The organism is uncultured Tateyamaria sp. (assembly GCF_947503415.1).
Classification (GTDB): domain Bacteria; phylum Pseudomonadota; class Alphaproteobacteria; order Rhodobacterales; family Rhodobacteraceae; genus Tateyamaria.
In genome coordinates, this window is sequence record NZ_CANNDS010000003.1 from 415,106 (window position 1) to 439,994 (window position 24,889).

The 24,889-nt window shown below is 60.1% G+C and carries 25 protein-coding genes; 10 read left to right on the forward strand and 15 right to left on the reverse strand.

Features of this window, described 5'->3' with window-relative positions:
* Positions 1-3: 3 nt before the first annotated feature.
* The 3 genes from Q1A32_RS18700 to thrS form a co-directional block, all read right to left on the reverse strand.
* Positions 4-864, reverse strand: coding sequence for a DUF692 domain-containing protein (locus Q1A32_RS18700; RefSeq protein WP_299656603.1), 861 nt, complete (start codon positions 862-864; stop codon positions 4-6).
* A gap of 69 nt (positions 865-933) precedes the next feature.
* Positions 934-1,242 carry a DUF2282 domain-containing protein gene (locus tag Q1A32_RS18705; RefSeq protein WP_299656605.1) on the reverse strand — a complete coding sequence of 103 codons (309 nt, stop codon included), beginning with the start codon at positions 1,240-1,242 and terminating at the stop codon, positions 934-936.
* A gap of 192 nt (positions 1,243-1,434) precedes the next feature.
* A complete protein-coding gene (thrS, locus tag Q1A32_RS18710) occupies positions 1,435-3,381 on the reverse strand; it encodes a threonine--tRNA ligase (RefSeq protein ID WP_299656608.1) in 1,947 nt (648 codons plus the stop codon).
* A gap of 270 nt (positions 3,382-3,651) precedes the next feature.
* Between thrS and Q1A32_RS18715 the strand changes: the two genes are divergently transcribed.
* Positions 3,652-3,864 (forward strand): hypothetical protein, encoded by a 213-nt coding sequence (locus Q1A32_RS18715; protein ID WP_299615380.1) that lies wholly within the window; start codon positions 3,652-3,654, stop codon positions 3,862-3,864.
* 56 nt (positions 3,865-3,920) lie between these two features.
* Here the strand turns inward: Q1A32_RS18715 and Q1A32_RS18720 are convergent, their stop codons facing one another.
* The 3 genes from Q1A32_RS18720 to Q1A32_RS18730 form a co-directional block, all read right to left on the reverse strand.
* Positions 3,921-4,373: a GNAT family N-acetyltransferase gene (locus Q1A32_RS18720; RefSeq protein WP_299656610.1), complete on the reverse strand. Its 453-nt coding sequence runs from the start codon at positions 4,371-4,373 to the stop codon at positions 3,921-3,923.
* Positions 4,374-4,568: 195 nt separating this feature from the next.
* Positions 4,569-4,985, reverse strand: coding sequence for an MAPEG family protein (locus Q1A32_RS18725; RefSeq protein ID WP_299656612.1), 417 nt, complete (start codon positions 4,983-4,985; stop codon positions 4,569-4,571).
* 3 nt (positions 4,986-4,988) lie between these two features.
* Positions 4,989-5,762 carry a helix-turn-helix domain-containing protein gene (locus Q1A32_RS18730; RefSeq protein ID WP_299656614.1) on the reverse strand — a complete coding sequence of 258 codons (774 nt, stop codon included), beginning with the start codon at positions 5,760-5,762 and terminating at the stop codon, positions 4,989-4,991.
* A gap of 123 nt (positions 5,763-5,885) precedes the next feature.
* Here Q1A32_RS18730 and Q1A32_RS18735 point away from each other — a divergent pair, with 123 nt between their 5' ends.
* The 5 genes from Q1A32_RS18735 to Q1A32_RS18755 all read left to right on the forward strand — a co-directional run bounded on the left by Q1A32_RS18735 (position 5,886) and on the right by Q1A32_RS18755 (position 9,767).
* A complete protein-coding gene (locus Q1A32_RS18735; protein ID WP_299656616.1) occupies positions 5,886-6,638 on the forward strand; it encodes an alpha/beta fold hydrolase in 753 nt (250 codons plus the stop codon).
* Positions 6,635-7,615 (forward strand): carboxylesterase, encoded by a 981-nt coding sequence (locus Q1A32_RS18740; protein WP_299656619.1) that lies wholly within the window; start codon positions 6,635-6,637, stop codon positions 7,613-7,615. Before Q1A32_RS18735 ends, Q1A32_RS18740 begins: the two co-directional genes overlap by 4 nt.
* Before the next feature lies 1 nt (position 7,616).
* Positions 7,617-8,045, forward strand: a complete 429-nt coding sequence (locus Q1A32_RS18745; protein WP_299656622.1) for a VOC family protein — start codon at positions 7,617-7,619, stop codon at positions 8,043-8,045.
* An 18-nt stretch (positions 8,046-8,063) separates the two neighbouring features.
* Positions 8,064-8,678: a hypothetical protein gene (locus Q1A32_RS18750; RefSeq protein WP_299656731.1), complete on the forward strand. Its 615-nt coding sequence runs from the start codon at positions 8,064-8,066 to the stop codon at positions 8,676-8,678.
* Between the two features lie 378 nt (positions 8,679-9,056).
* Positions 9,057-9,767, forward strand: coding sequence for an alpha/beta fold hydrolase (locus tag Q1A32_RS18755; protein WP_299615396.1), 711 nt, complete (start codon positions 9,057-9,059; stop codon positions 9,765-9,767).
* A 162-nt stretch (positions 9,768-9,929) separates the two neighbouring features.
* Here Q1A32_RS18755 and Q1A32_RS18760 read toward each other — a convergent pair whose 3' ends face one another.
* The 3 genes from Q1A32_RS18760 to phaZ form a co-directional block, all read right to left on the reverse strand.
* A complete protein-coding gene (locus Q1A32_RS18760) occupies positions 9,930-12,050 on the reverse strand; it encodes a hypothetical protein (RefSeq protein WP_299656625.1) in 2,121 nt (706 codons plus the stop codon).
* Between the two features lie 101 nt (positions 12,051-12,151).
* Positions 12,152-12,727, reverse strand: coding sequence for a DUF6151 family protein (locus Q1A32_RS18765; RefSeq protein ID WP_299615400.1), 576 nt, complete (start codon positions 12,725-12,727; stop codon positions 12,152-12,154).
* A gap of 3 nt (positions 12,728-12,730) precedes the next feature.
* The gene (gene phaZ, locus Q1A32_RS18770; RefSeq protein WP_299615402.1) at positions 12,731-14,005 is read right to left on the reverse strand and encodes a polyhydroxyalkanoate depolymerase; all 1,275 of its coding nucleotides are present in this window, start codon (positions 14,003-14,005) and stop codon (positions 12,731-12,733) included.
* A 160-nt stretch (positions 14,006-14,165) separates the two neighbouring features.
* On the opposite strand from phaZ, the gene phaC reads away from it, so the two are divergent.
* Both phaC and Q1A32_RS18780 read left to right on the forward strand, forming a co-directional pair.
* Positions 14,166-15,971 (forward strand): class I poly(R)-hydroxyalkanoic acid synthase, encoded by a 1,806-nt coding sequence (phaC, locus tag Q1A32_RS18775; protein ID WP_299656628.1) that lies wholly within the window; start codon positions 14,166-14,168, stop codon positions 15,969-15,971.
* A 141-nt stretch (positions 15,972-16,112) separates the two neighbouring features.
* Positions 16,113-16,562 carry a phasin family protein gene (locus tag Q1A32_RS18780; RefSeq protein WP_299615408.1) on the forward strand — a complete coding sequence of 150 codons (450 nt, stop codon included), beginning with the start codon at positions 16,113-16,115 and terminating at the stop codon, positions 16,560-16,562.
* A gap of 95 nt (positions 16,563-16,657) precedes the next feature.
* Here the strand turns inward: Q1A32_RS18780 and Q1A32_RS18785 are convergent, their stop codons facing one another.
* Positions 16,658-17,530, reverse strand: coding sequence for a LysR family transcriptional regulator (locus Q1A32_RS18785; RefSeq protein ID WP_299656631.1), 873 nt, complete (start codon positions 17,528-17,530; stop codon positions 16,658-16,660).
* 99 nt (positions 17,531-17,629) lie between these two features.
* On the opposite strand from Q1A32_RS18785, the gene Q1A32_RS18790 reads away from it, so the two are divergent.
* Positions 17,630-18,559, forward strand: coding sequence for an NAD-dependent epimerase/dehydratase family protein (locus Q1A32_RS18790; RefSeq protein ID WP_299656634.1), 930 nt, complete (start codon positions 17,630-17,632; stop codon positions 18,557-18,559).
* Positions 18,560-18,645: 86 nt separating this feature from the next.
* On the forward strand, positions 18,646-19,203 hold the full coding sequence (gene phaR, locus Q1A32_RS18795; protein WP_299656637.1) for a polyhydroxyalkanoate synthesis repressor PhaR: 558 nt from the start codon (positions 18,646-18,648) through the stop codon (positions 19,201-19,203).
* Between the two features lie 31 nt (positions 19,204-19,234).
* Here the strand turns inward: phaR and Q1A32_RS18800 are convergent, their stop codons facing one another.
* The 5 genes from Q1A32_RS18800 to Q1A32_RS18820 form a co-directional block, all read right to left on the reverse strand.
* Positions 19,235-20,131: an aminotransferase class IV gene (locus Q1A32_RS18800; RefSeq protein WP_299656640.1), complete on the reverse strand. Its 897-nt coding sequence runs from the start codon at positions 20,129-20,131 to the stop codon at positions 19,235-19,237.
* A 47-nt stretch (positions 20,132-20,178) separates the two neighbouring features.
* The gene (locus Q1A32_RS18805; protein WP_299656643.1) at positions 20,179-21,357 is read right to left on the reverse strand and encodes a DegT/DnrJ/EryC1/StrS aminotransferase family protein; all 1,179 of its coding nucleotides are present in this window, start codon (positions 21,355-21,357) and stop codon (positions 20,179-20,181) included.
* Positions 21,358-21,452: 95 nt separating this feature from the next.
* Entirely contained in the window at positions 21,453-22,751 is a 1,299-nt protein-coding gene (locus tag Q1A32_RS18810) for an FAD-binding oxidoreductase (RefSeq protein ID WP_299656646.1), read from the reverse strand.
* 67 nt (positions 22,752-22,818) lie between these two features.
* Positions 22,819-24,180 (reverse strand): glutamine synthetase family protein, encoded by a 1,362-nt coding sequence (locus tag Q1A32_RS18815; protein WP_299656649.1) that lies wholly within the window; start codon positions 24,178-24,180, stop codon positions 22,819-22,821.
* Positions 24,173-24,862: a type 1 glutamine amidotransferase gene (locus Q1A32_RS18820; protein ID WP_299656652.1), complete on the reverse strand. Its 690-nt coding sequence runs from the start codon at positions 24,860-24,862 to the stop codon at positions 24,173-24,175. Before Q1A32_RS18820 ends, Q1A32_RS18815 begins: the two co-directional genes overlap by 8 nt.
* Positions 24,863-24,889 lie beyond the last annotated feature (27 nt).

Sequence of the window (24,889 nt, forward strand, 5' to 3'; positions counted from 1 at the left end):
CGATCACCCGGCAGCGACAGCAGACAGCGCGAGTGCCGCGCGATCCGCCTCGGCACGCAATGTCGGCCAATCCGGCACATCATTGTCCCACTCGACCAGCACCGGGGCAGGCCCAGTGCCCGCAAGCGCATGATCCAGCAACGCCCAAACAGGCTCCGCAGCCTCGCGACCATGGCTGTCGATCAGCAATGGGGCGCCGTGGTCATCTTCGTCCTCGTCATGCCCTCCCACGTGAATTTCTCCAACTGCGGCAAGAGGATAGGCATCGATATAGGATTGCGGCGTATAGCCAAGATTGGTGGCTGAGATGAACACGTTGTTCACGTCCAGCAACAGACCGCAGCCTGTACGACGCACCAGTTCGGCCAGAAAGTCGGTCTCTGACCACGTGCTTTCTGCAAAGGCCAGATAGCTTGAGGGATTCTCAAGCAGCATCCGCCGTCCAAGCGTCTCTTGCACCTCGTCAATGTGGTCCGCAACACGGGTCAGCGTTGCGTCGGTATAGGGCAGGGGCAACAGGTCATCCAAAAACTCGGCCCCATGGGTAGACCATGCCAGATGCTCTGAAAAGCTCGCGGGCTCCAACCAGCCGACCAGATGCTTGAGACGGGCGAGGTGGTCCGGATCAAGGCGATCCTCACCGCCGATCGAGAGGCCGACACCGTGCACGGACAGGGCAAACTCGTCCCGCAGGGCGCGCAGCTGTGCGTGCGGGCGACCACCGTCGCCCATGTAGTTTTCGGCGTGAATTTCCAGCCATTTGACGGGGCCGGGGGCCGCGCGCAAATCAGCAAAGTGCTGGGCTTTGTATCCTACTCCCGGGGCCGCAGGCAGGCGGGGCGGTGTCAGCGTCGCATCCAGCATGTGGGGCCTCCGAATAGGGGAGTGGGAACGCCGGACCCTGATGGATCCGGCGCAGGCGTGTGACGTGCCTTAGGCGGACGGCAGATCGCGGTCCAGCTCTTCCAGAGAGCCTGTGCGTGCTGTGCCGTCGGCCAGAGCGGGCAGTTCGATCTCGGTGCAGGTGCCCGAGTCAACAAGCGTCCAGGCGTTGCCCTGGTAGTCCACGGTCGATGTACCGGCACATGTGGTGCCGGGACCTGCAGCGCAGTCGTTTTCACCGGCCAGCGAGATGCCGTAGCATTTCTCTTTGCCAGCGGCTTCGGCGCCAGTTGTGGTGTGAGCTGTCATTGCGGCGGCAACTGCGCCAACAATGGCAACGGATTTCAAGGTCTTCGACATCTTCATCGTCCCTTTCGGATATCGGTTACGGTACGTTCGTGCGCCATACATAAGGTGGCTCGGGACAAAGTTACCACTCACGAGGCGGTGTGTAACAGACCCGTTATCACTTGTTAGAATTTGGGCCGAAATCCCCCGGGATTCCGGCCCATTTGTTGCAAGGTTCAAGGAAATTGTTGCAGCGCGACGGGTTCAGCGCAGATCAGGCGGCGTGGCATCCTGACCGAGGCTGGCAGCCACATCGACCAACGGTTGCACACTGGTCTGCTTTTCACCCAGACGCCGCACCGAAACCGTTTTCTCTTCCACCTCGCGCGCCCCGACGGCAAGAATAACCGGCACCTTACCAACCGAATGCTCCCGCACCTTGTAGTTGATCTTTTCGTTGCGGATGTCCGCCTCGACCCTCACACCTGCGGCACGCAGGGTCTCGACCACTTCGGCCACGTACTCATCGGCCTCGGACGTGATTGACGCGACAACCACTTGGCGCGGGGCCAGCCAGAACGGCAGCTTGCCGGCATGTTCCTCGATCAGGATGCCGATGAACCGCTCGAATGATCCAAGGCAGGCGCGGTGCAGCATGTATGGGCGGTGTTTTGCACCATCCTCACCGATATAGGTCGCCCCCAGCCGTTCAGGCAGGTTTGGATCAACCTGAAAGGTGCCGCATTGCCATTCCCGGCCAATCGCATCCGTCAGTTTGAAGTCCAGCTTGGGTCCGTAAAACGCACCTTCGCCCGCGTCCAGAGTGTAGGGATGCCCGGTCGCCTTGATCGCAGCTTCAAGGGCATTCTCAACGTGATCCCAGCTTTCTTCCGATCCCACACGCTTTTCCGGGCGGGTGGCGAACATGATCTCGAACTTTTCAAAGCCAAGGTCTTTATAGACAGAAGACAGGTAGGTGATGAAGGCCGCGCATTCCGCCTCGATCTGATCCTCGCGGCAGAAAATGTGCCCGTCATCCTGGGTAAAGCCGCGCACCCGCATGATCCCGTGCAGCGCGCCCGACGGTTCATAGCGGTTGCACGACCCGAATTCGGCCATGCGCAGGGGCAGGTCGCGATAGGACTTCAGGCCCTGATTAAAAATCTGCACGTGACACGGGCAGTTCATCGGCTTCAGCGCGTTGATCGCCTTTTCGCGGGCGTGTTCCTCGTCCACCTCAACGATGAACATATGTTCCTGATACTTGTCCCAGTGCCCAGAGGCTTCCCACAGCTTGCGGTCCACCACTTGCGGGGTGTTCACCTCGACATACCCGGCCGCACGTTGCTTGCGGCGCATGTAGTCCTGCAGCGATGTGTAGACGGACCAGCCGTTCGGGTGCCAGAAAATCTGGCCGGGCGCCTCTTCCTGCATGTGAAACAGGTCCATCTCGCGGCCCAGCTTGCGGTGGTCGCGCTTGGCGGCCTCTTCCAGCATGTTCAGGTGCGCGCGCAGCTTTTCCTTGCCGGTAAAGGCCACGCCATAGATGCGCTGCAACATGGCCCGGTTCGAATCCCCACGCCAATAAGCGCCCGCAATGGACATCAGCTTGAAACTGTCACCCGGCACCTGACCGGTGTGCTGCAAATGCGGACCGCGGCACAGGTCCTGCCAGTCACCGTGCCAATACATGCGCAAGGGCTCATTACCCGGAATGCTCTCGATAAGCTCGACCTTGTACGGCTCCCCCCGATCCTCGTAGTACTTGATCGCCACATCGCGATCCCACACCTCGGTGCGTACGGGATCGCGCTTGTTGATGATCTCTTTCATCTTCTTTTCGATCGCGCCCAGATCCTCGGGGGTAAACGGTTCCGCGCGGTCGAAATCATAGTACCAGCCGTTCTCGATCACCGGGCCTATAGTGACTTTGGTGTCGGGCCAGATTTCCTGCACGGCACGCGCCATGATATGCGCCAGATCGTGGCGCACCAGCTCGTTGGCCTGCACGTCGTCCTGCATCGTGTGAATGGCGATCTGCGCATCTGCATCGATGGGCCATTGCAGGTCCCAGTGTTGGCCGTCCACGGTCGCACTGATGGCTTTTTTGGACAGGCTTCTGGAAATGCTCTCGGCAACAGCCGCAGGGGTCACGCCTGCATCGTATTCGCGCGCATTGCCATCGGGAAAAGTCAGAGAGATTTGGGCCATATCGGCATCCTCGTCAGTTTGGCGCCCACGGAACGCCCGGTTGCTTGGTTTTGTATGGAGCGCGATGTGACAGGGGCAGGCGCACCCGTCAAGCCAGACTGAGCCGCCACGCCTCATTTTGTGGCGACTGTGGCATGGCATACAAAGGCATGCAGAAAAACCGACAAAAATCCGTCATTTTACGACCTTTTGCACTGGACGCAGGCGCGCGAATCCCTAATTACAAGGGTGTTCACTATCGGAAACTTCTGATCGCCAAAGGAACACGCAGTGCCCAAGTACAACAAGACGTTTGAGCTGTCCGTCGAAGACCTGGACCTGATCGAAGATGCGCTACGCGCGTCAAAAAACGCGGCCATCAATGATGACCTCGCCGTGAAAGCCGCGAATGACAACGTACGCCAGATCCACGAACTGCTGGGACGGCTGCACAATCAAAAGACGTTCTACCGCCCCGCCAAAGGCACCTATGTCGGCGGTTAAAATCATGTCGCTGAAAAGTGGTGCGCACTTTTCAGCTTCTCGACATGCGGCAATTGTCATCCCAGCCGCAGACTGAACCGCGGGCCGGTGCCGCTTCGGCGCAGGAACCCCTCACGCTCGTAAAACCGCCCGGCCTTGTGATTGTCGGGATGCGTGCCCACGGTCATGAAACTGCACGCTTGCGCCCGCGCCTCGGCCTGACAGGCGCGCACCAGCGCGGCCCCAACCCCATTGCCACGCGCATCGCGACACACGAACAGATGGTGCATGTCCATCCCGCGCACGCCGAACTGCAGCTGCGCCATCGGCAATAGGGCAGCGTATCCCAGCAGTTGCGATCCACCATCGGCCACCAGCACCGTCGCCCATGGATGCGGACCCAGCGCGTCCCGCGCCAACCGCTCGGCATCAATATCCGGCACATCATCATGGCACGCGGCCAGCCCGTTGATCATGGTCACAACCTGATCCACATCGGCCTCGGTCATCTTGCGTATTTGTATGGGCATCTCTGCCTCCTTCGCTCAAACGCGCCGCGTTCGGGAAGGCAGGGGAAAAGCCGCTCGAACGCGGCTTTGGTGTTATGCAGGCACACCAAAAGCACGCAAAGAATGCGCGCCAAAATAATACCAATGTGCCATGCGGGTGCTCATATGCGCACTCAAGCGGTCAGACCCGCGCCCGTCAAGGGGCGCGGGATCAAATCAGGCGGTAAAAAGCGCCCAACCCATCAAAAGGCAACACACCCAGCCACCGGTAAAGATCAGCGGGCGCCCCGGAAAGCGGGCGGTGCCAGTGATATAGCCAACGGCATGCGCGATGCGCAGCATGAGAAACGCCACGCTGGCCCACAAGGTCAGCGCCGAAAACCCGTCCACCCGGTCGACCAGCAACACCAGAATGGCGAAGGGCACCGATTGCTCCAACAGGTTCAGATGCGCACGGTACGCTCGGCGCACCCAAGGGCGGTGCACGCTGGGATCAGGCGGAATGACAAACCCATCCGGGGCGTCCGCAGGGATCGATCCCTCGGGTGCCGTGTTCACACCAACAATGTAAGGGATCCAAAGCGATGCCGCCATCAGGGCCAAAGCGCCCAGAACGATCAATTCAACAGCCATGCCTCACGCCTCCGCCCGGTCCATGGGGCCGATATGCGCATCATTGCCCGTCTCCAGCCACGTCTTGAGGCCAGACGCCCAGCGCACCCAGCCATCGGCCACACCCTCTCCGGGCACGGCGGGGGCCCCAAGGTCGTAATGCTCGATGGTCAGACGGATGAAATCGCCCTCAGGCTTCAGCAGGTACAGAACACGGCTGGCCGGAATGTTCGCAGATGGGTCCCATTTCGGCTCAAACGTCCATTCCATCCGGCTTTTCGGGTCCGATGACAGCAGCCGGTTGATCAGCATCGGTGATCCATCGGGAAAGTGCATGGTGATGGCATCGCCATCCCGCGTCGCCTTGCTGCAGATGAAGTGGTAATGCGGGATCGCGTCTTCATCCAGCAGCGCATCCCACAGCCGGTCCTGCGTGGTCTTGATATATGTCTCCATCACGAAATCTGGTTTTGACATCTCGGGGTCTCCTTCGTCTTCAAGCTGAGATTTGAGGTCCAATACCGCTCGCGCCACTGGTTTGGCCCGGTAGGGGTCGATCCAGCGGTCAATCGCTTCCTGCAAGGGCAGGGCGTTGAGGTAGTGGTGCTTGAAGCGCCCCACCTTCTTTGTGGTGATCAGTCCTGCCTCTTCCAGCACGCCCAGATGCTTCATGACCCCGAACCGGGTCATGTCGAGCAGCCCCTGCAACTCCTGCAATGTTTGCCCGTCGCGGTCGCGCAGGCTGTCCAGCAGCGTGCGGCGGGCTGGATCAGCCAAGGCTTTGAACAGATCATCCATGTCAGCCTTATAGGTGATTAAATAGTCACGTGACAATATGGTAACGTATAAAAATCCCCCAGCGTCAGGATGGACAGATCCCGTAACCTTGCAGATGATCCCGCAAAACGAAGGGGAGGGGTCATGACCGCACCTGACTATCTGGACACGCCACACGGTCGGCGGCTGGCCTATCACCGCACCGAAGGCACCGGCCCCTGCGTCGTGTTCCTCGGCGGACTGAAATCCGACATGGAAGGCACCAAAGCCATCCATCTTGAGGCATGGTGCAAGGCGGCTGGCCGCGCCTTCCTGCGCTTCGACTATTCCGGCCACGGGGAAAGCTCCGGCACATTCGAAGAGGGGTGCATCGGTGACTGGGCCGAGGATACGGCGCATGCCCTGAAGACGCTCACAAGCGGCAAACTGATCGTCGTCGGCAGCTCCATGGGTGGCTGGCAATCGCTGCTCTTCGCCCGCGCGCATCCCGACCGCGTGGCCGGACTCGTAACAATCGCCGCCGCGCCGGACTTCACCGAAGACGGCTACTGGGTCAGCTTCACCGACGCGCAAAAGGCGGAACTTGAAGCAAAGGGTCAGATCGCCATGCCGTCGGACTACATGGAACCCTACATCATCACCAAGCGCCTCATTGAAGATGGCCGCCAAAACCTTGTCCTGCGCAGCCCCCTCCCGCTCCCATTTCCGGTCCGCTGCCTGCAAGGCACCGCCGACACCGCTGTCAGCACCGAAACCGCCACCCGCCTGCTGAACCACGCCGACAGCCCCGACATGGCATTGACGCTGGTCAAAGACGCCGACCACCGCTTCTCTGACGGCCCCTGCCTCGGCCTGATCGAGGACGCCATCACCGACATCCTGAAAGCAACCCAATGAAAACCTTCGGCAAACTGCTTGGTCGCGCCCTTCTGATCGCAGCCCTCCTGATCGGCGCACTCTGGTTCTTCGGTCCCTACGAAAAGGCACCATTGACGCCAACAATCGCCAGCATCAACCCCGACCTCGACGCGCATTTCGCCGACGTCGAAGCCACGCACAACGACATCACCCCCGGCACCGAAAAGCGGATCATCTGGGCAGACAACCCCGGCACGCAAACGGAATGGGCGATCCTCTATGTCCACGGCTTTTCCGCCACCTCGGAAGAAATCCGCCCCGTCCCCGACCGCATTGCGCAAAGCCTTGGCGCAAACCTGATCTACACCCGCCTGCAAGGGCACGGGCGCAGCGGCGACGCGCTGGCCGACGGCACGGTACAGGGCTGGGTCAACGATCTGGCCGAAGGGTTGGACGCTGCACGTATCGCCGGTCAAAAGGTGCTGATCCTGTCAACGTCTACGGGCGGCACGCTCGTGACGGCCACGGCACAAGACCCGGACCTGATGCAGGACGTTGCGGGTCTCATTTTCGTCTCACCCAATTACGGTCTCAACACCCCTGTGGCCAAGCTGCTCAGCTGGCCCGCCGCACGGTACTGGCTGCCTACACTGGCCGGGGACCGACGCAGTTTCACCCCGCACAACGAAGCCCACGGCACCTACTGGACGACCGAATACCCAAGCGTCGCGGTCATGCCCATGGTGGCGCTGATCGATGCGGTGGCAGACATGGATCACAGCAGCCAAACCATCCCGGCACTCTTCTGGTACGCGCAAGAGGATGAAGTCGTGCGTCCCGACATCACCGCACAAGTCGCAAGCGTATGGGGTGCGGCGTCCCAAACAGTGAACCCAACCATGGGGCCGCAGGACGATCCGCAAAGCCATGTCATATCAGGCGACATCATGTCTCCGGGCCAGACAAATGCCACGGTTGCAGGTATGCTCGACTGGATCGCAACATTGGAGCCGTAACATGGACCAGCGCGTCTCACTCATCACGCTCGGCACGCGCAATATGGACCGCCTTGCGGCCTTCTACGAAGCGCTTGGATGGGTTCGGGTCGACAGCCCCGACGGGGTCATCGCCTTCGATTTGATCGGACAGACCCTTGGCCTCTATCCGCTGCAAGCGCTGGCAGACGAGATTGGATTGCCGGTTAGTGAACTTGGTCACGGGGCCACGACACTTGGCCACAACGTTCCCAACAGGGAAGACGTCGCGCCCCTCCTGGCCCGCGCCGAAGCGGCAGGCGCCAAAATCCTCAAGCCCGCACAGGATGTGTTCTGGGGCGGCCATCACGGCTATTTCTCGGACCCTGAAGGTCACATTTGGGAAGTCGCTCACAATCCGTTTTCCCCGCTTGGACCAAAGGGTGAATTTCAATGGAACGGGGCCGCCTGAATGCGTCGCCCCGCCAGCATGTGGAGCCTCGAAAACCTCGGCCGCGTGCGGCTGTCGAAACACTTCTACATGCGGGATTTCCTGTACTCTGAAATTGGCAATTATCATCAGATCCAGAACCTGCCACGCGACCCGGACCTTGCGATCAGGAATGGCCGTGAACTCTGCGCCCAACTCCTCGACCCGCTCGAAGAAACCTTTGGCAGGCTGGCCATCCGTTCGGGCTACCGCTCGCCAGAGCTCAACCAATATGGCAATGAAAACAAGTTGAATTGCGCCCGCAATGACAATCCCATCGAGTGCCACATCTGGGATTGGGGGCAGGGGGAGGCGGCCATTGCGGGCACGTCACTCGCGATCCAGTGGTTCACGGATCAATACGAGCGGGGGCGCGATTGGCGCGACCTCGCGTGGTGGATACACGACCATCTGCCATACTCGGGGATGTGGTTCTTTCCCAAGCTTTGCGCATTCAACCTTGATTGGCGACCCATACCGCAGCGCATGATCGGCAGTTACATCGCGCCCAAAGGGCTGCTCTTGCGCCGTGGTGACGACCCATCAGAACCGCTGGCACAAAGGCAAGCCCGCTATACCGATTTCCCGCCATTCCGTGGAATTGCATACCCGTGACGCTGTGGCGGTCGTTCGGCATCTGTGAACCGCGATGTTGAACCTCGATATTGTGGTTTGTGAGGCGAGACGTGCCCAAAAGCGAATGACACGCAGCGGTAGATACAGACAACGACCCCATTCATAGCAAGAGTGCACGTGCTGATTTCGAAGGCGCATTGGCGAGGAACCGCGCATCTTTGCCGTGGCGATGGAAGCATTGCGAAACTCAAGCAAAATGACCATTGCAACAAGGGTGCGAGCCGTCATTTGTTGCTGTTTACAGATCAGATCAAAAGCTGACGTCTCGCAAGGGCTTGCGGCGTGGACAGAGCCGGGTCATGGTTAACAAAAAGTAAATCGGCAGGCAGTAAATGACGCGAATGGCAGGGTCGGGGCATGGCTGAGCCCCTTGTTTTTCTTCCCGGTATGATGTGTGACGCGCGGCTCTTTGGGCCGCAGATTGCCGAGTTGTCCTCCGAGTTTTCGGTCATGGTGTCACCTGTTACCCGCGGGGAACGGGTCGAGGAGATTGCGAGCGGCTTGCTTGATGAATTGCCTCAACGCTTTGCGTTGGCGGGCTTGTCGATGGGCGGGATCGTCGCGATGGAGGTATTGCGCCGTGCGCCCGACCGGGTGACGCGACTTGCGCTGATGGACACCAACCCGCTGGCCGAAACGCCCGCAGTGGCCGCCGCCCGCGAGCCGCAGATCGTGAAGGTGCGGACGGGGCGTATGCACGAGGTGATGCGGGATGAGATGAAGCCGAACTATTTGGCACCGGGTCCTTACGTGGACGAGATCCTGGCGCTGGTTATGGATATGGCCGAGGCGCTGGGACCGGATGTGTTCGTGCGCCAGTCGCGCGCGCTGCAACGCCGTCGCGACCAGCAGGGGACGCTCAGAAAATGCAAGGTGCCGACGCTGGTCTTGTGCGGCGCCCATGATGAGTTGTGCCCCGTCAAACGGCACACGTTCATGGCCGAGCTGATACCGGGTGCCGAACTGAAGGTGCTGGAGGATGCCGGGCATCTGCCTACACTGGAAGCCCCCGCAGAGACGACGCAGGCGTTGCGAGACTGGCTGAAACAGCCGCTTATCCTGCGCTAGGTCGAATGTGTCCCCGCGGGGACACGGTGTTCGGGGGCGTCACCCAAAATCAACCGATCTGTGAAACACCCGCACGGTCAAAGGCTTGGCGACCGCACGCCGCGTTTCAGCGAAATTAACCAGCCAAACCGCACACTGGTGCGCGAAGGGGCGCGACGGGTTTCAGACTTGGTTTTCGGCGACCTGTTGATCGGTGTCGGTGGGTCCATCGAAGAGCTTGAATTGCACGGCGTTCCACATATGCTTCCACACTTGGTGATCGACGAAGTAGCCCAGATGCCCGTGAGCATCGACATCCAGGTTCTCGTGCACGCCCGTATTGGGGGCGATGCGCGTGCCGACGTAGTCGTCGATGCGAAAGATATTGAACCATTTCAGCCCGTCCGGCATTTTTGCCGTCGATACCTTAAACGCCAACGGAAAGTAGTGGCGGTACACCTGTGTCACCGGAGACCCCATTGTGATCAACGTGACCGGCGGGTTACCGGCTGTGCGAAGCAGATCCTTGACCCACCCGTTTTGCAACATCTGGGTTGCGATGACGGTGCCTTGGGAATGTGAGATGATCGTTATGCGGGACGGCGTCGTTGCGTCCAGACTGTAGTGCAACACGCGCTTGAACCGGCTGTTGATATCCTCGCGCAATATGAAGTTCCTGCGATAACGGCCCCGTTTCACAAGGCAGATGCAGCTTTCCTGAACAGCATAGGTCACAATATCGCGGACGACCCCGAGCGCGCCCGCAACAACTTGCGGAAAGTTGTAGATCAACACGCCCAGCCCAAGGGCAATCGCGCCGATGATGCCATTGCGTGCTTCGTCGAACGCAACAACATCCATCATCCAATCGACGACAGTGCCCTCGGCCATGAAGGCGAAGTCAAAGCGGGCGAGAAAGAGGGCCACGACCAAAGCGAACATCACAATCACAAATCCCTTCAGGATCAGCGACAGCACCGGGTTCAGGATCACGCGGCTGAGCGATGCCGGGGGGGCATCCTTTTTCAATGCGCCACGGCTGAGCCGTCGGATCAGAACAAGCAGCATTGCCGCTGCCAGAAACAGGCCCATGGCATAAATCGACAGGCCCAACGTATCCTGTGCATTGCCGAATTGCCGACCGAATATGCCATGCAGAAAGCCATCGGGTTGGTGCGCCATCTCAATCGATGTGCCTGACGGATGGCCACGCGCAGTGCTCAGCCGCGAGACCACGCTTTTGAACAAAAGCCAGAACGACGAAGAGAACGTCATCCAGAACATGATCATTGCGCCGACAATGCTGGGGTACAGGGTGTCGGATTGACCATTTGCGGGAGCGGTAACTGAGCGCGGCAAGAACCAGCTGGAGACCAGAACAATGAACCCGAGGATGATCGTCGCAAACCAGGACGCCTCAAGCGCGGCGACGGTGTAAGAGACAAAGCATTCGAGCGACCCTTGCGGGTCTGCACGCAATTGAAAGGCATCCAGCGGCTCGGTCGGGGGTGGGCACAGTGGCGCCGGGTCAAAGCCCCCAAGGAGCAAGAGCGAGCCGTGTGCCGTTTCAATGCCATTGGACAGCCAACCCATCGCTGGCAACTGGTATCCAGCCCAGATCAACACGATCAAAGCCCCAAACAAAGCCAGTCCTCGGGCGAAGATACTGATCAGATACGTCAATCGCGCCGCCACCCAGATCAGGCCGGCAATCGCCAGTGCAACGAGGCCCTGAACCAGCAGGATTGCCGCTGTTGGAATATGGGTGCCGATGTTCAGCGGTGTCATGTCGATCAACAGCAGAACCGCGCCAATCAAGAGGATCGCATTCAGCGGGGCGACCAATCCGTAAAAGGCCCACGTAAAGGCGTGGAACAGCATGATGGATGCGCGGCCGCGTGTGTTTTCGACATTGTCCATGCCGATATAGCCGAGGCCGAGGATCACTTTGAGCAGGTCAAAAGCGGTCCAGAAAAACCCGTTCGGCGCGGGGGATTTGTCGGCCCAGAACACTTCGGCAAACACCGCTTCGTTGTCGCCATCCTGGCTTTGCGCACGTCGGACACGGCGCAAGTGCACTGGAAAAAGCCTGGCCTTTCTGGGGGTGCCGTCAAATTCCTGTTCCGGCAATTCGATCAGGTCGCGATAGACATCCACCGGCCCGTTGCTTTGACGTTCCTTGTCCGGGTTCGGAGCCTCAGGGTCCACAAGATCGGTTGTGGCGGCGCCGACAATGGCATCCACCGTGTCGCCGGGTTTCTGTTCTCCGATGCCGTGTACGGCGAGGATCAGATGCCGCCCCATGACGCGCCTCGATCAAATTAACCAATAACGGGAAGTAAGCCGCAGGACAGCGTGATCGGTCAAGGGTGTGCGAAATTCGGCTGGGTTGCCTGTGATCAGGACTATTCGGGGTAAATCGCTGCGCGGTCCGCGTCCGAGACGACGTGTATGTCACGCACGGCTTTGCCTGCGTCATCAAAGAAGGGCGTGTTTCTCCAACGGCCCGTGACGCGTCGAGACAGGGCGCGGGATGCAAAGCCAAGCATGAAAGTCAGCCCGCCTTCATGCCCGCGTTTGCCGTTTGGTTTGCGCACAAAGGCGCGCGCCTTGATCGGTCCGAGCGGGCTGTCATCGTCCAGCCGGTCGGTGCGAAAGGATGCAAAGGCGATCTTGGGTGTACGCACAGTATTGAACAGGACCGCGCCGCAGCACCGTGCCTGCCAGCGCAAAAGCCCCTTGTCAGACAATGAAAAGACCGCGAGTTGATCGAGCCCATCGTCAAATCGCACGCGGTCTGGAACGGTTTGGTAAAGCTGCACGCCACCTGGTGCCGGGTCGGGTTGCCCCGCGTAGAGTTCGGTCGCGCGGCAGTCGTGACAGAAGCATTCGGCGCGGGTGCCGTTGGATGGCGACACGCCCAGAAGCGTGCCGCGCAGTTTTCCGCAATCGCAGGCGAAGGGAAGATCGACGCCTGCCATGCGTTACGCTGCCTTGTTCTTGTTCGCCGCCTTTTTGGTGGGCGTAGGGGGCGAGTTGGCATCGATGAATTCCAGCACCAGGGGCCGGATGTTGTTGCGCCAGCTTTTGCCCGCGAAGATGCCGTAGTGACCGGCGCCGGGTTCGACGTGGCTGGCCTTCTTGTCGTCCGGCAGGCCGGTACACAGGTCGAGCGCTGCCACACATTGACCGGGGGCTGAAATGTCGTCATTCGCCCCTTCGACCGTTTTGACCGCCACGGTGGTGATCTTGCCGATATCGACCTGTTTGCCGTTCACGGTGAAGATGTTCTTGGCGATCTCGCAGCGTTTGAAGATGCGGTCGACCGTCGACAGGTAAAACTCGGCCGTCATGTCCATAACCGCCAGATATTCGTCGTAGAACTTGTTGTGCTTGTCGTGGTCGCCTGCCTCGCCGCGTGCAGCGTTGCTGATCTGGTCCTGGAACGCCTTGGAGTGCTTTTCCGCGTTCATCGACATGAAGGAGGCGAGTTGCAGGAGGCCCGGATAGACCATGCGGCCCACGCCCGGGTATTTGAAGCCAACGCGCTGGATCATGGTTTCTTCCAGCTGGCCCATGGTGACGCGGCGGCCAAAGTCGGTCACTTCCGTGGGTGTCGCGTCGGGGTCGATGGGGCCGCCGATCAGGGTAAGCGAGCGCGGCTGCGCTTTTGGGTCTTCTTCGGCCAGGTAGGCGGTGGCGGCCAGTGTCAGCGGGGCCGGTTGGCACACGGCGATCACGTGGCTGTCCGGGCCGAGGTGGCGCATGTAATCAACGAGGTAGAGGGTGTAATCCTCAACATCGAACTTGCCGGCGCTGACGGGGATGTCGCGGGCGTTGTGCCAGTCGGTAATGTAGACTTCGCAATCGGGCAGGAGGGAGATCACGGTCGAGCGCAGGAGCGTTGCGTAGTGACCGGACATCGGCGCCACCAGCAGGACCTTGCGGCTGCGCGGTTTGCGGCCCGTGACGTTGATATGGATAAGGTCGCCGAAGTCACCGGGCACAACGGTGTCGATGCTGACAAGGTGATCCTTGCCGTCTTCTGCCGTGAAGGACGGGATGCCCCAGTCGGGTTTGACAACCATGCGCTGGAAGGTGCGTTCGGTTACTTCGCCCCAGGCGCGCATCCATTCCATGGCCGGGTTGGGCATCATCGAAAAGGCAGGGTAGGCACCGATAGCCTGGGCTGTGGCCCCAAGCCATTGGTTGGTGTTTCGCATGGTTTCCATGAAGTCGTAGCTTAACATGTAGCGCATCGCGCTTTCCTTCATTTTGGGGCGGGTACGCACGATCCCGCATTTGGCCCGCGTCGGACGGTTTGTCGCTTTGCCCCCTGAAACATGCGACCATACATAGGCGGCGCTGACACGTCGGCGTCAATGCTGCACATGCGAACACTACGAGGAAGACCTTAATATGACAACCAAGGACACAACCAATGGTGCAGTCTCTGGCGAAAACCTCGACAAATTGAATAGTAATCTCCGTAAAGTTGAGGAGTTGACCCAACGTCTCACCCAGGTTTTGACGCACCGCAGCACGCACAACGCCGCCCTTGATGGTCCGAATCAGGAGTTGTTCCAAAAAGCCGCGACCGCGTATTGGCACGAAGCATTTCGTGAACCCGCCAAGGTGCTGGAGCACCAGTTGCAGTTCTGGTCAAAGTCGGTGACCCATTTTGTGGAAGCCCAGCGAGCGCTGGCATCTGGCAAGTTGCAGGCCCCCGCCGATCCCGGCCCGAAGGACCGCCGCTTTGCCAATCCGCTGTGGGACACACACCCTTATTTCAACTACGTCAAGCAGCAGTACCTGACCAACGCCAATACGGTGCTGAGCGCGGTCGAGGCCGTATCGGACCTTGATCCCAAGGAGAAGCAGCGCCTTGCCTACTTCTCGCGTCAGATCGTGGACCTGATGGCGCCCACAAACTTTCTGGCCACCAACCCGGATGCGCTGGAAAAGGCCGTTGCCACCGAAGGGCAAAGCCTGATCGACGGGTTGGAAAACCTGATTTCCGATCTGGAAGCCAACAACGGCGAGCTGATCGTGAAGCTGGCCGACGACAAGGCGTTCGAGTTGGGCGGAAACATCGCCACCACGCCGGGCAAGGTCGTCTACCGCAACCGGATGATGGAGCTGATCCAGTACACGCCCACCACCGAAAAGGTGCACAAGACGCCTGTCGTGTTGTTCCCGCCGTGGATCAACAAGTACTACATCCTCGATCTCAAAGAGCAGAACAGCCTTGTGAAGTGGATTGTCGAGCAGGGGCATACCTTGTTCGTCGTGTCCTGGGTGAACCCCGATGCAGCCTATGCCGGTGTCGGCCTCGAGGACTATATCGAAGACGGGTATCTGGCCGCGATCCGCGAGACCAAGGCGATCACCGGCGAAAAGCAGGTGAACACCATTGGCTACTGCATCGCGGGCACCACGCTGTCGCTGACCATGAGCCTGCTGAAACAGCGCAAGGACAAGTCGATCAAATCGGCCACGTTCTTTACGGCGTTGACGGATTTCGGTGATCAGGGGGAGTTCACTCCGTTCCTGACCGACGACTTCATTGACGGGATCGAGGCGGAGACAAAGGACAAGGGCATCCTGCCATCGGTCATCATGGCGCGGACATTCACGTTCCTGCGCTCGAACGATCTGGTCTACACCCCCGCCATCAAAAGCTACATGCTGGGGGAAACACCGCCTGCGTTTGATTTGCTCTACTGGAACGGGGATGGGGCGAACCTGCCTGCGAAAATGGCGATGCAGTATCTGCGCGGCCTGTGCCAACGCAACGAGTTGGCCGACGGGGGCTTTGACCTGATGGGGCATCACCTTGAGCTGGGTGATATCGATGTCCCGCTTTGCGCCATCGCGTGTGAGACGGACCATATCGCGCCTTGGAAAGACAGCTATCGCGGCGTGCAGCAGATGGGATCGAAGGACAAGACCTTCATCATGACCCAGTCGGGGCACATAGCAGGCATTGTAAACCCGCCCACCAAGAACAAGTACGGTCACTATACCAATGACGATCTGAGCCTTGATCACGAGGCGTGGCTGAAGGGCGCGGATTTCCACGAGGGGTCGTGGTGGCCGCGCTGGGGTGCTTGGCTGAAAAAGCGGGGCGGGGCCATGGTTGCGGCACGCGAGCCGGGCGATTCTGATCACCCAGTGCTGTGCGATGCCCCCGGAACCTATGTGGCGGTCAAGGCAAAGCCCTGATTTTATTCACGCATTCCGTTAGGGAAAGTTTTTTCGCTGCACTGCAGCAAAAGACTTGATTTGCTGCAGTGCAGCATGTATATTCTTTTGCAGACGCAGAAAAGCGGGGTGGGCCCGCAGCGATCGAAAGGATTGAAGACAATGGCTAAGCAAGCACAAGACGTTACAGCAATGTTCAAAGACATCATGGGTGCATTCCCCGTGGACACAGCAGCGATGGAAGACGCGTTCAAAACCGCGACATCGCTGAACGAAAAACTGAGCCACGTTGCTATCGACGCCGCTGAAAAATCGACCGAGATTTCCTCCAAGTGGACCAAAGAAACTCTGGCGAAACTGGGCGACATGTCCAAAGCCAAAGCAGAGCCTGCCGACTACGCCAAAGCAATGACCGACTTCGCGTCGTCCTATGCTGAAGTGACAGCCGAGCACATGGCCGCTTTCGCTGAAGTGGCCAAGAAAGTTCAGATGGACACAGTTGAACTGATGATGGCCGCTGGAAAAGACATCAGCGAAGACGCGCAAGCCGTGGTGAAAAAAGCAACCGGTGACATGACCGCCGCTGCCAAGAAAGCTGCTGCTGCGAAGTAATCGCACTCAACAGAATACTGCGCCATCTTTCCTCCCTGAAACGGCGCGGTGACTACGGCGGGTCCACAATTGGACCCGCCTTTTTCTTTTGCGCCTCAGCCGAGATGCGTGGCCAGCCAGTCATAGACCCGCCGGACCCGTGGGATGCGCCGCAAGTCCGGGTGCGCTGTCAGCCACAATGGCATCGCCCCAACATCCTGATCCCCTGACACGCGAATAACCCGAGGGTCTGCATCCCCCACGCGGCGCTGCCCGAACCCGATGCCAAAGCCCGCGATCACCATGTGCCAGCAGAGCACCTGATCGTCGCTGCGGAAGGCAAAGAAATCCCGTCCCACCTTGAAGCCACGGTCTGCAAACCCGTCGATGATCAGCGGGCTGCGGTCGTAGCCGATGACGATGTGGGTCTGCAGGTCCTCCAATGTGTCCGGCCTGCCGTGCCTGTCGATATAGCTCGGTGCTGCGTAAACGCCGAGCGGCAGGTCGGTGACATGTTTTGCGATCACATCCGGTTGGGTGGGGCGGTACATGCGCAGGGCGATGTCCGCCTCGCGCCGCAGCAGGTTTTCCGTGGTATCCGAGGCGATGACCTCAATCTCCAACCCTGGATATGCGGCATGAAGATCCGTCAGGATCGGTGGCAGAATGAAGTTGGCCACGACATGGCTGGCTGTCAGTCGCACCGTTCCGGCGATTTTGTCCCCGTGCCCATCCCGGTCGGTGCCGAACCGGGCCGCGGCGTCGGCCATGGTTGTGGCATGCGCCAACAGGTCCGCGCCCTCATCCGTCAGCACCATGCCCCCGCTTTTGCGCTCAAAGAGCCGCGTGCCCAACGTGGCCTCCAGCTGTGCGATGTGCCGGCTGAGCGTGGGTTGGCTGCTGTTTTGCGCACGGGCGGCGGCGGAAAGAGACCCGTGTTCGGCGACAGCGGCAAAGGATTGGATCTGGGACCAGTCGGGTTGGGACATCTATTCATTTTTGAATTGAGGGTTTCGAATTGAGCGGAGTTATATCCGAAAAGGGATGGTTTAGCTAGGGTGCAGATGGATCAGAACAGGAGAGAACCGATGGCATCTGTAATTGTATTGGGCGCAAAGGGCCGGTTTGGACGGGCTGCGGCGCAGGCATTTGCATCCGCCGGATGGGATGTGACCCGCGCGGGCCGTGGTTTGACCGGGCCCGGGTGCGTCGAGGTGGACGCGATGGACGCGGATGCGTTGACCCGCGTCTGCGCGGGTCACGACGTTATCGTGAATGCGGTGCATCCGCCTTACCCCGAATGGACAGCCAAGGTCCCCGTCTTGACATCTGCCTTGATTGCAGCCGCGCGGCAAACCGATGCGACCGTCATGATCCCCGGCAACCTTTACAATTACGGTTCAGAGGTGCCGGAATTGCTGACGGAGGACACCCCTTGGGTGCCGAACACCCGCAAGGGTAACATTCGCATTCGTATGGAGCGTGCGTATCGCGACGCCGGTGTCCGCACAATCGTGCTGCGTGGCGGCGACTTTCTGGAAGGGGCAAAAACCGGCAATTGGTTCGACACCTACATCGCGCCAAAGGCGCAGCAGGGCAAGCTCACTTATCCCGGCCCGCGTGACCAAGTGCATGCGTGGGCCTACCTGCCGGATATGGCGCGCGCCATGGTCGGTTTGGCTGAGCGGCGCGCTGAATTCGCGGCGTTCGAGGAGTTCGGGTTTGGAGGCTATGCGCTGACCGGCAACGAGATGATTGCATTGGTGGAGCAGGCGGTGGGCAGGCCTATGCGAGTGTCTCGGCTCCCGTGGTTTGCATTGCGCGTGATGGCGCTTTGGTCGCCTTTGATGCGTGAGGTGCTGGAGATGAAATACCTGTGGTTCCGCCCGCATGCTGTAGATGGAACGAAGCTGCGCGCTGCACTGCCGGAATTTCGACCGACACCGGTTCAAGAAGCCATCGGCAATTCCATTGCGCAAGGTACGGATGCGTATGTTGCGCGTGCCGTAAACGCCTGATTTGCCGCAACTGCACACACCCTTTCTTTTTCCCCGCGCCGCGCCTAAGCTGCAATGCAGCACGCGGCATCGGGGAGATCAGGCACGTGACAGAAAAACCAGCACCCTTGTTGATCAAGCGGTATGCCAGCCGGCGCCTCTACAACACCGAAACCAGTGACTATGTGACGCTCGAAGACATCTCGGGCTTTATCCGGGACGGGCGCGAGGTCCAGATCGTGGACCTCAAGACCGGGGATGACCTGACGCGGCAATACCTGCTGCAGATCATTGCGGAACACGAAAGCCGGGGCGAAAGTGTCTTGCCGGTGGATGTGCTGAACGATCTGGTCCGCAGTTACATGGGCGGGGGTGCGTCCGTGGTGCCGCAATTCCTGCAAGCGTCATTCGAGATGCTGCGCGATGGTCAAAGCAAAGTGGTGGAGAACATGTCTGCCATGAATCCGATGGCCAAGATGCCGGGGTTCGAAATGATGCAGGCGCAGCAGGAAGCGTTCATGAAGGCGATGACGGGCGGGCTCACCACGCCTTGGGGGGCCTCCGGACCCGCACCAGATGCCGAGACGAAGGAAGAGAGCGAAGATCTGGACGCCATCAAGAAGCAATTGGCCGAATTGCAGGACAAACTGTCCAAGATGTCCTGATGGCCGGGCGGGGCGCACCAGCAGGTGCGCCTTACGCAACAGGCGTCCGGAATTCAGGGCGCATGATCCAGTCAAAATAGCGTGCGCGCAGGTCCGTGGCGACCGGCCCCGCTGTCCCGTTTGAAAAGTGCCGATCGTCGATCCGCGCCACCGGGATGACCCCACCGGCTGATGACGACAGGAACACTTCGTCCGCCATCCAGAACTCATCAAGCGGCAGCGCCCGCGTTTCAGTCTTCAGTCCAGCCTCTGCGCACATGTCCAGCACAGTGCGCCGTGTGATCCCGTGCAATACGCCATGATCTGATGTGACGACCCTGTCGCCAAAGACCGCAAAGACATTGAACCCGGGTCCTTCGGTCACGTTGCCCGCGTGGTCGAGCAGAAGCGTGGTTTCATATCCGTTGTCTTTTGCCTCGAAGAGGCCAGAGGTGAAGTCGCCCCAGTGGTAGTTCTTGACCCTTGGGTCCACGCTGTCTGCCGGGATGCGACGGACGGACTTGGCGATCCAGACGGATGTGCCTTTCGCCGCAACCTCGGGTTTGACGATGTGTACGTAAGGCACGCACCACGCATAGAAGTGGTTTGTGCAGTCACGCGGATCGCGGCGGCCCGCCACGGGATTGCGCCCACGCGCCGCGACCATGGCGACGTAGGCATCCTGCAGCCCACTTGCCGCCACCATGTCAGTGAGGGCCGCGCATATCGCCGCGTGGTCCATTCCGATGTCGTAGCGTCCCGCCGTCAGGGAGGCGATAAAACGCGCCACATAATCATCCAGCCGAAAGAATGCGCCGCGCCAGACCGGTACGACATCATAGGCAATGTCCGAGTGGGTAAGGCCCCAGTCAGTGACCGGGATTGCCGCATCTGAAATCGGAAGGGTCGCGCCGCCCATCCATGCGGCACCTTTGCTCAGGTCTGTCATATCCCCACGCTACTGAGTCGCGACGAGGGTGCAAGCGTCGGCGGCTGTCAGGCCGCGCGCTGCTTGGTCGCTGTGGCCACGGCTGACAACAACACATCAGCGACGGCGTCCAGCGTGTGCGTCGGCAAATGTACGGGCAAGCGCACGTCGCAGGCCCGCATCAGCATGGCGCGGGTTTTCGGCAGCTCGGGCAGATCCGGGATGAACTGCCAGTTCCAGAAGGCGCGCGCGTTGTCTGTGCTGGCGCCGAAGACCTGCACCTTGACCCCCTGGCTGCCAGCTGCGTCGACAAAGGCTGCAACTTGATCGTCCGTCAGATCGACGAGGTTGAACTGTATGGAATCTGGCGCGCGGACTTCACCCGCAAGTGGGGCGGGCACGTGGATATGCGGGCTTTGATCCAACAGTGCTGCCACGTGATCGTGGTTGCGTCGCCCGTCCTCGACCCGTTTGGCCAGATGTGGCAGTTGCGGGCGGATGACTGCTGCACTCAGGTTCGACATGCGGAGATTGTAGAGCGGCCATTTGTTCTGGTGCGCGGCGAAAGCGTTTTGCAGCACCGGGTGTTTCTTCCAGTTATGCTCATATGCGCCGGACATGATGATCGCGCGCGCCACAAGGTCGGCATCGTCGGTGATCATGATCCCGCCTTCGCCCGCGTTGATCATCTTGTAGGATTGGAACGAGAAGCACCCGATTGTGCCCATGGTTCCGATTTTCCGGTCATTCCACAGGGTTCCAAGCGAGTGGGCCGCGTCTTCGATAACGGGGATGCTGGCGGCTGTGCACAGCGCCATGATTGCATCCATGTCCGACGTGTGACCGCGCATGTGACTGACGATCACCGCGCTCACATCGGGCAGTTTGGCAATGAAGTCGTTGATGTTGATGCGGTAATTGTCGTCCACTTCGCACAGCACGGGCAGGCAGTCAGCGTGCATGACGGCCGAAGGCACAGCGGCGAAGGTAAAGCCCGGTATCAAGACTCGCGCATCCCGGGGCAGGTCCAACGCCTTGAGCGACAGGAACAAAGCGGCAGAGCACGAAGAGACTGCAAGCGCGAACTTGGCACCCATCATCTCGGCAAACTCGGCTTCCAGAAGGGACACTGGCGCATTTTCGGCAGCCGTGTAGCGGAAGAGATCGCCTGAGGTCAGAAGGCGGTCGATGTCTTCGCGGGCGGCGGCGGGGATTGGTTCGGCGCTGTGCATGTCGGGCAGGGACATATTTCAGAATCCTTATGCATGGTTTCCGGTTTACTAAAACCGTTGCGTGCAAAAGGAAATGGTTTTGTGACGACTGACCCGGTTTGAGCGGTGTTTTACAGACCCAGACGGTCGCGCAACGCGTACCAGGTCATCGCCAGCATCAGCAGCGGGCTGCGCAAGCGCGGGCCGCCCGGGAAGGGATGCGAAGGGATTGCCGCCATGGTGTCAAAGCCGTTCGATTGGCCCATGACCGCCTCGGCCATCAGCTTGCCCGCATGTGTGGCCGTGCCAACGCCGTGCCCCGAATAGCCCGATGCGCTGAGCATGTTTGGCGCAAGGCGCGCGACATAGGGCAGGCGTTTCATTGTGATCGCAAGTGTGCCGCCCCACGCGTAGTCGATGGGCACGTCGCGCAAGTGTGGAAAGATCTGCGTCATCGGCGTGCGGACCTTGGCTGCAATGTCCGACGGAAAGCGGTACCCGTAGCTTTCGCCACCGCCGAACAGCAGCCGGTTGTCATGGCTGAGGCGGAAGTAGTTCACGACAAAGCGGCTGTCGGACACGGCGATGTCGCGGGTGAGAACGCGGGCCGGATCATCAAGAGGGGTTGTTGCGGCGATGAAATTGTTGATGGGCATGACGCGTTTGGCGACAGGCGTGTTCAGATCACCCAGATAGCCGTTGCAGGCAAGGATGACGTGAGGCGCGGTTACTGTGCCTTCGGAGGTTTGAACCTTGATCCGCGGTCCTTCGGTCACCTCTGTGACGGCACTGTTTTCATGCAATGTAACGCCTGCGGCTTCTGCCGCCGTCGCCAACCCAAGCGCAAAGCGCAAAGGGTGCAGGTGCCCTGACAAGTGGTCGATCACGCCGCCTCTGTACGCGGGCGAGGGGCAGATGGCGTGGAAGGCATCGCGGTTGAACACATCGACCCTATGATCATAGTGCTGCGCCATATGCTCTGCGTATGTGTGCAGGTCTGCGACGTCCTTGTCACTCTCGGCGGTCCAGGCCACGCCGGGGCGATACATGCAGTCGATCTTGTGCGTGTTGATCAGATCACGCACCAGATCCGTCGCCTCGAGCCCCAGATCCCAAAGACGGCGTGCATCGTCGTGGCCCAGCATCTCTTCCAGATAAGGCTGCTCAACCCGTTGGCCTGTGCCCAGTTGCCCGCCATTGCGTCCCGACGCGCCAAACCCAGCGCGATGCGCCTCGAGCACGACAACACGTCGCCCGGCCTGCGCAAGATGCAGTGCTGCGGACAAACCAGTATAGCCCGCGCCGACGACGCAGACATCAGCTTGCACGTCCCCGTTCAGTTTCGCGCGGGGGGGCGGGATGTCCGCGCTGGCGGCATACCAGCTGTCGGGATACGATCCGGCGCGGTCATTGGTGTACAGAAGGTTCATCTATTCTGTTCCAAGTGTTCGCCCGTCAGATGGCTGTGCAACGGCAAGAGAAGGGCCGATGTGCCACCTAAACGTTCAGCAGCAAATGTTCGCGCTCCCACGGTGAGATCACCTGAAGAAATTCGTCATATTCGGCGCGTTTGACGATGGAATAGACACGGGCAAATTCGGGGCCCAACACGTCGTGCAGCGCCGTCGCCTCGTCAAACAGATCAAGCGCCGTGCCGGGATAGCGCGGGATGTCACCGTCGCCTTCATAGGCGTCGCCCTTGAACTGGGCGGAAGGGCGTTGCTCTTCCATCATCCCAAGGTAGCCGCAGGCGAGCGATGCGGCGATGCCGAGATACGGATTGCAGTCCATACCCGCGATGCGGTTTTCGACGCGGCGGGCCTGAGGGTCGGACAGGGGAATGCGGATGCCCGTGGTCCGGTTGTCGCGCCCCCATGCCAGATTGATCGGCGCGGCGTGGTCCTTCACGTACCGGCGATAGCTGTTCACGAAAGGGGCCATCACAGCCAACGCGGCGGGCATATGGTTCTGCAGGCCCGCGATGAAGTGAAAGAATGCGTCGGTGTCACCACCTTGCGGCCCCACAAAGATGTTGTCGCCCGTCTCCATGTCGATGATCGAGTGGTGGATGTGCATGGCACTGCCCGGCTCGTTCGCGATGGGTTTGGCCATGAAGGTGGCAAAGCAGTCGTGACGCAAGGCCGCCTCGCGGATCAGACGTTTGAAGTAGAACACTTCGTCCGCCAGCTTCACCGGATCGCCGTGGCGCAGGTTGATCTCGAGCTGGCCAGCACCGCCTTCCTGCGTGATGCCGTCGATCTCGAAGCCTTGGGCTTCGGCGAAATCATAGATGTCGTCGATCACGGGCCCGAATTCGTCCACTGCGGTCATGGAATACGCCTGACGCGCGGCCGCCGGACGGCCGGACCGGCCCGTCATGGGTTTGATTTCCTGCGCGGGATCCAGATTGCGCGCGATCAGAAAGAATTCCATTTCCGGTGCCACAACCGGCTTCCAACCCTTGTCCTTGTAAAGCTGCACGACCCGCTTCAGCACGTTGCGGGGCGAGAAGGGCACCGGGTTGCCCTTGCGGTCATAAGCGTCGTGGATCACTTGCAGGGTCCAGTCGCCTGTCCAGGGGGCCGCTGTGGCCGTGGACATATCGGGGCGCAGGATCATGTCCTTTTCGATGAACCCGTCCTCGTCCGCAGCCTCGCCCCAATCGCCGGTGATCGTCTGGTAGAAGATGCTGTCGGGCAGATGGAAATAGTCCTGTTTCGCGAACTTGGACGCAGGCACGGCCTTGCCGCGCGCGATGCCGGGCAGGTCGGAGATGATGCACTCGACCTCGTCCAGCCGTTTGCCTTCGAGGTAAAGCTGTGCCGCCTCGGGCAACAAAGCGGTCCAGACTTCAGACATCGACACGTGCCCCCTGTTTCAAAAATGCCACCATATCTTCGGCCACCTTTTGGCGCTGCGTCGGAACATCAAGCTGCGCGCGCGCGTCTTCGACCAAATCGCCGGGTACGACGCCCGGAGCACGGTGGACTGCAAGGGCTTCGATCATGTCTGCGCCAAATTCCGGATGCGGCTGGATGGTCCAGATCCTGTCGCCATAGACCAGCGCCGCGTTTTCGCAGAAGTCGCTGGAGCCGATGACTTCGGCACCCGGCGGCAGTTCAACCACCTGATCCTGATGCCACGCGTTCACGGCAATTGTTTCGCCTTTGTACGTGTATTGCCGCCGTCCCACGGACCAACCGCCTTCGAATTTCACAACCTTGCCGCCCATGGCTTGCGCGATGATCTGATGCCCGAAGCACACCCCGACCATGGGCCGCCCGCTGGAGTGGATATCGCGGATCAACTCTTCAAGCGGCGGAATGAAGGCGTGATCCTCGTAGGCACCATGTTTGGAGCCAGTGACCAGCCAGCCTTCGCATGCGTCGGGACCGTCGGGGAATTCCATGTCGACGACGCCAAAGGTCTCGAAGGTCAGTCCATGACCGTCCAGCAACCGCGCGAACATGGCGTCATAGTCGCCAAGCGATCCCAACACTTCGGTGGGCGCGTGGCCGGTTTGCAGAATGCCGATTTTCATGGATCTCTCGCGGGTTACGCGCCGAAG

Coding starts and splice junctions, on each gene's coding strand:
- Q1A32_RS18700 (WP_299656603.1), bottom strand. CDS start 864: ATGCTGGATGCGACGCTGACACCGCCCCGCCTGCCTGCGGCCCCGGGA.
- Q1A32_RS18705 (WP_299656605.1), bottom strand. CDS start 1,242: ATGTCGAAGACCTTGAAATCCGTTGCCATTGTTGGCGCAGTTGCCGCC.
- thrS (WP_299656608.1), bottom strand. CDS start 3,381: ATGGCCCAAATCTCTCTGACTTTTCCCGATGGCAATGCGCGCGAATAC.
- Q1A32_RS18720 (WP_299656610.1), bottom strand. CDS start 4,373: ATGCCCATACAAATACGCAAGATGACCGAGGCCGATGTGGATCAGGTT.
- Q1A32_RS18725 (WP_299656612.1), bottom strand. CDS start 4,985: ATGGCTGTTGAATTGATCGTTCTGGGCGCTTTGGCCCTGATGGCGGCA.
- Q1A32_RS18730 (WP_299656614.1), bottom strand. CDS start 5,762: ATGGATGATCTGTTCAAAGCCTTGGCTGATCCAGCCCGCCGCACGCTG.
- Q1A32_RS18735 (WP_299656616.1), top strand. CDS start 5,886: ATGACCGCACCTGACTATCTGGACACGCCACACGGTCGGCGGCTGGCC.
- Q1A32_RS18740 (WP_299656619.1), top strand. CDS start 6,635: ATGAAAACCTTCGGCAAACTGCTTGGTCGCGCCCTTCTGATCGCAGCC.
- Q1A32_RS18745 (WP_299656622.1), top strand. CDS start 7,617: ATGGACCAGCGCGTCTCACTCATCACGCTCGGCACGCGCAATATGGAC.
- Q1A32_RS18750 (WP_299656731.1), top strand. CDS start 8,064: ATGTGGAGCCTCGAAAACCTCGGCCGCGTGCGGCTGTCGAAACACTTC.
- Q1A32_RS18755 (WP_299615396.1), top strand. CDS start 9,057: ATGGCTGAGCCCCTTGTTTTTCTTCCCGGTATGATGTGTGACGCGCGG.
- Q1A32_RS18760 (WP_299656625.1), bottom strand. CDS start 12,050: ATGGGGCGGCATCTGATCCTCGCCGTACACGGCATCGGAGAACAGAAA.
- Q1A32_RS18765 (WP_299615400.1), bottom strand. CDS start 12,727: ATGGCAGGCGTCGATCTTCCCTTCGCCTGCGATTGCGGAAAACTGCGC.
- phaZ (WP_299615402.1), bottom strand. CDS start 14,005: ATGCGCTACATGTTAAGCTACGACTTCATGGAAACCATGCGAAACACC.
- phaC (WP_299656628.1), top strand. CDS start 14,166: ATGACAACCAAGGACACAACCAATGGTGCAGTCTCTGGCGAAAACCTC.
- Q1A32_RS18780 (WP_299615408.1), top strand. CDS start 16,113: ATGGCTAAGCAAGCACAAGACGTTACAGCAATGTTCAAAGACATCATG.
- Q1A32_RS18785 (WP_299656631.1), bottom strand. CDS start 17,530: ATGTCCCAACCCGACTGGTCCCAGATCCAATCCTTTGCCGCTGTCGCC.
- Q1A32_RS18790 (WP_299656634.1), top strand. CDS start 17,630: ATGGCATCTGTAATTGTATTGGGCGCAAAGGGCCGGTTTGGACGGGCT.
- Q1A32_RS18800 (WP_299656640.1), bottom strand. CDS start 20,131: ATGACAGACCTGAGCAAAGGTGCCGCATGGATGGGCGGCGCGACCCTT.
- Q1A32_RS18805 (WP_299656643.1), bottom strand. CDS start 21,357: ATGTCCCTGCCCGACATGCACAGCGCCGAACCAATCCCCGCCGCCGCC.
- Q1A32_RS18810 (WP_299656646.1), bottom strand. CDS start 22,751: ATGAACCTTCTGTACACCAATGACCGCGCCGGATCGTATCCCGACAGC.
- Q1A32_RS18815 (WP_299656649.1), bottom strand. CDS start 24,180: ATGTCTGAAGTCTGGACCGCTTTGTTGCCCGAGGCGGCACAGCTTTAC.
- Q1A32_RS18820 (WP_299656652.1), bottom strand. CDS start 24,862: ATGAAAATCGGCATTCTGCAAACCGGCCACGCGCCCACCGAAGTGTTG.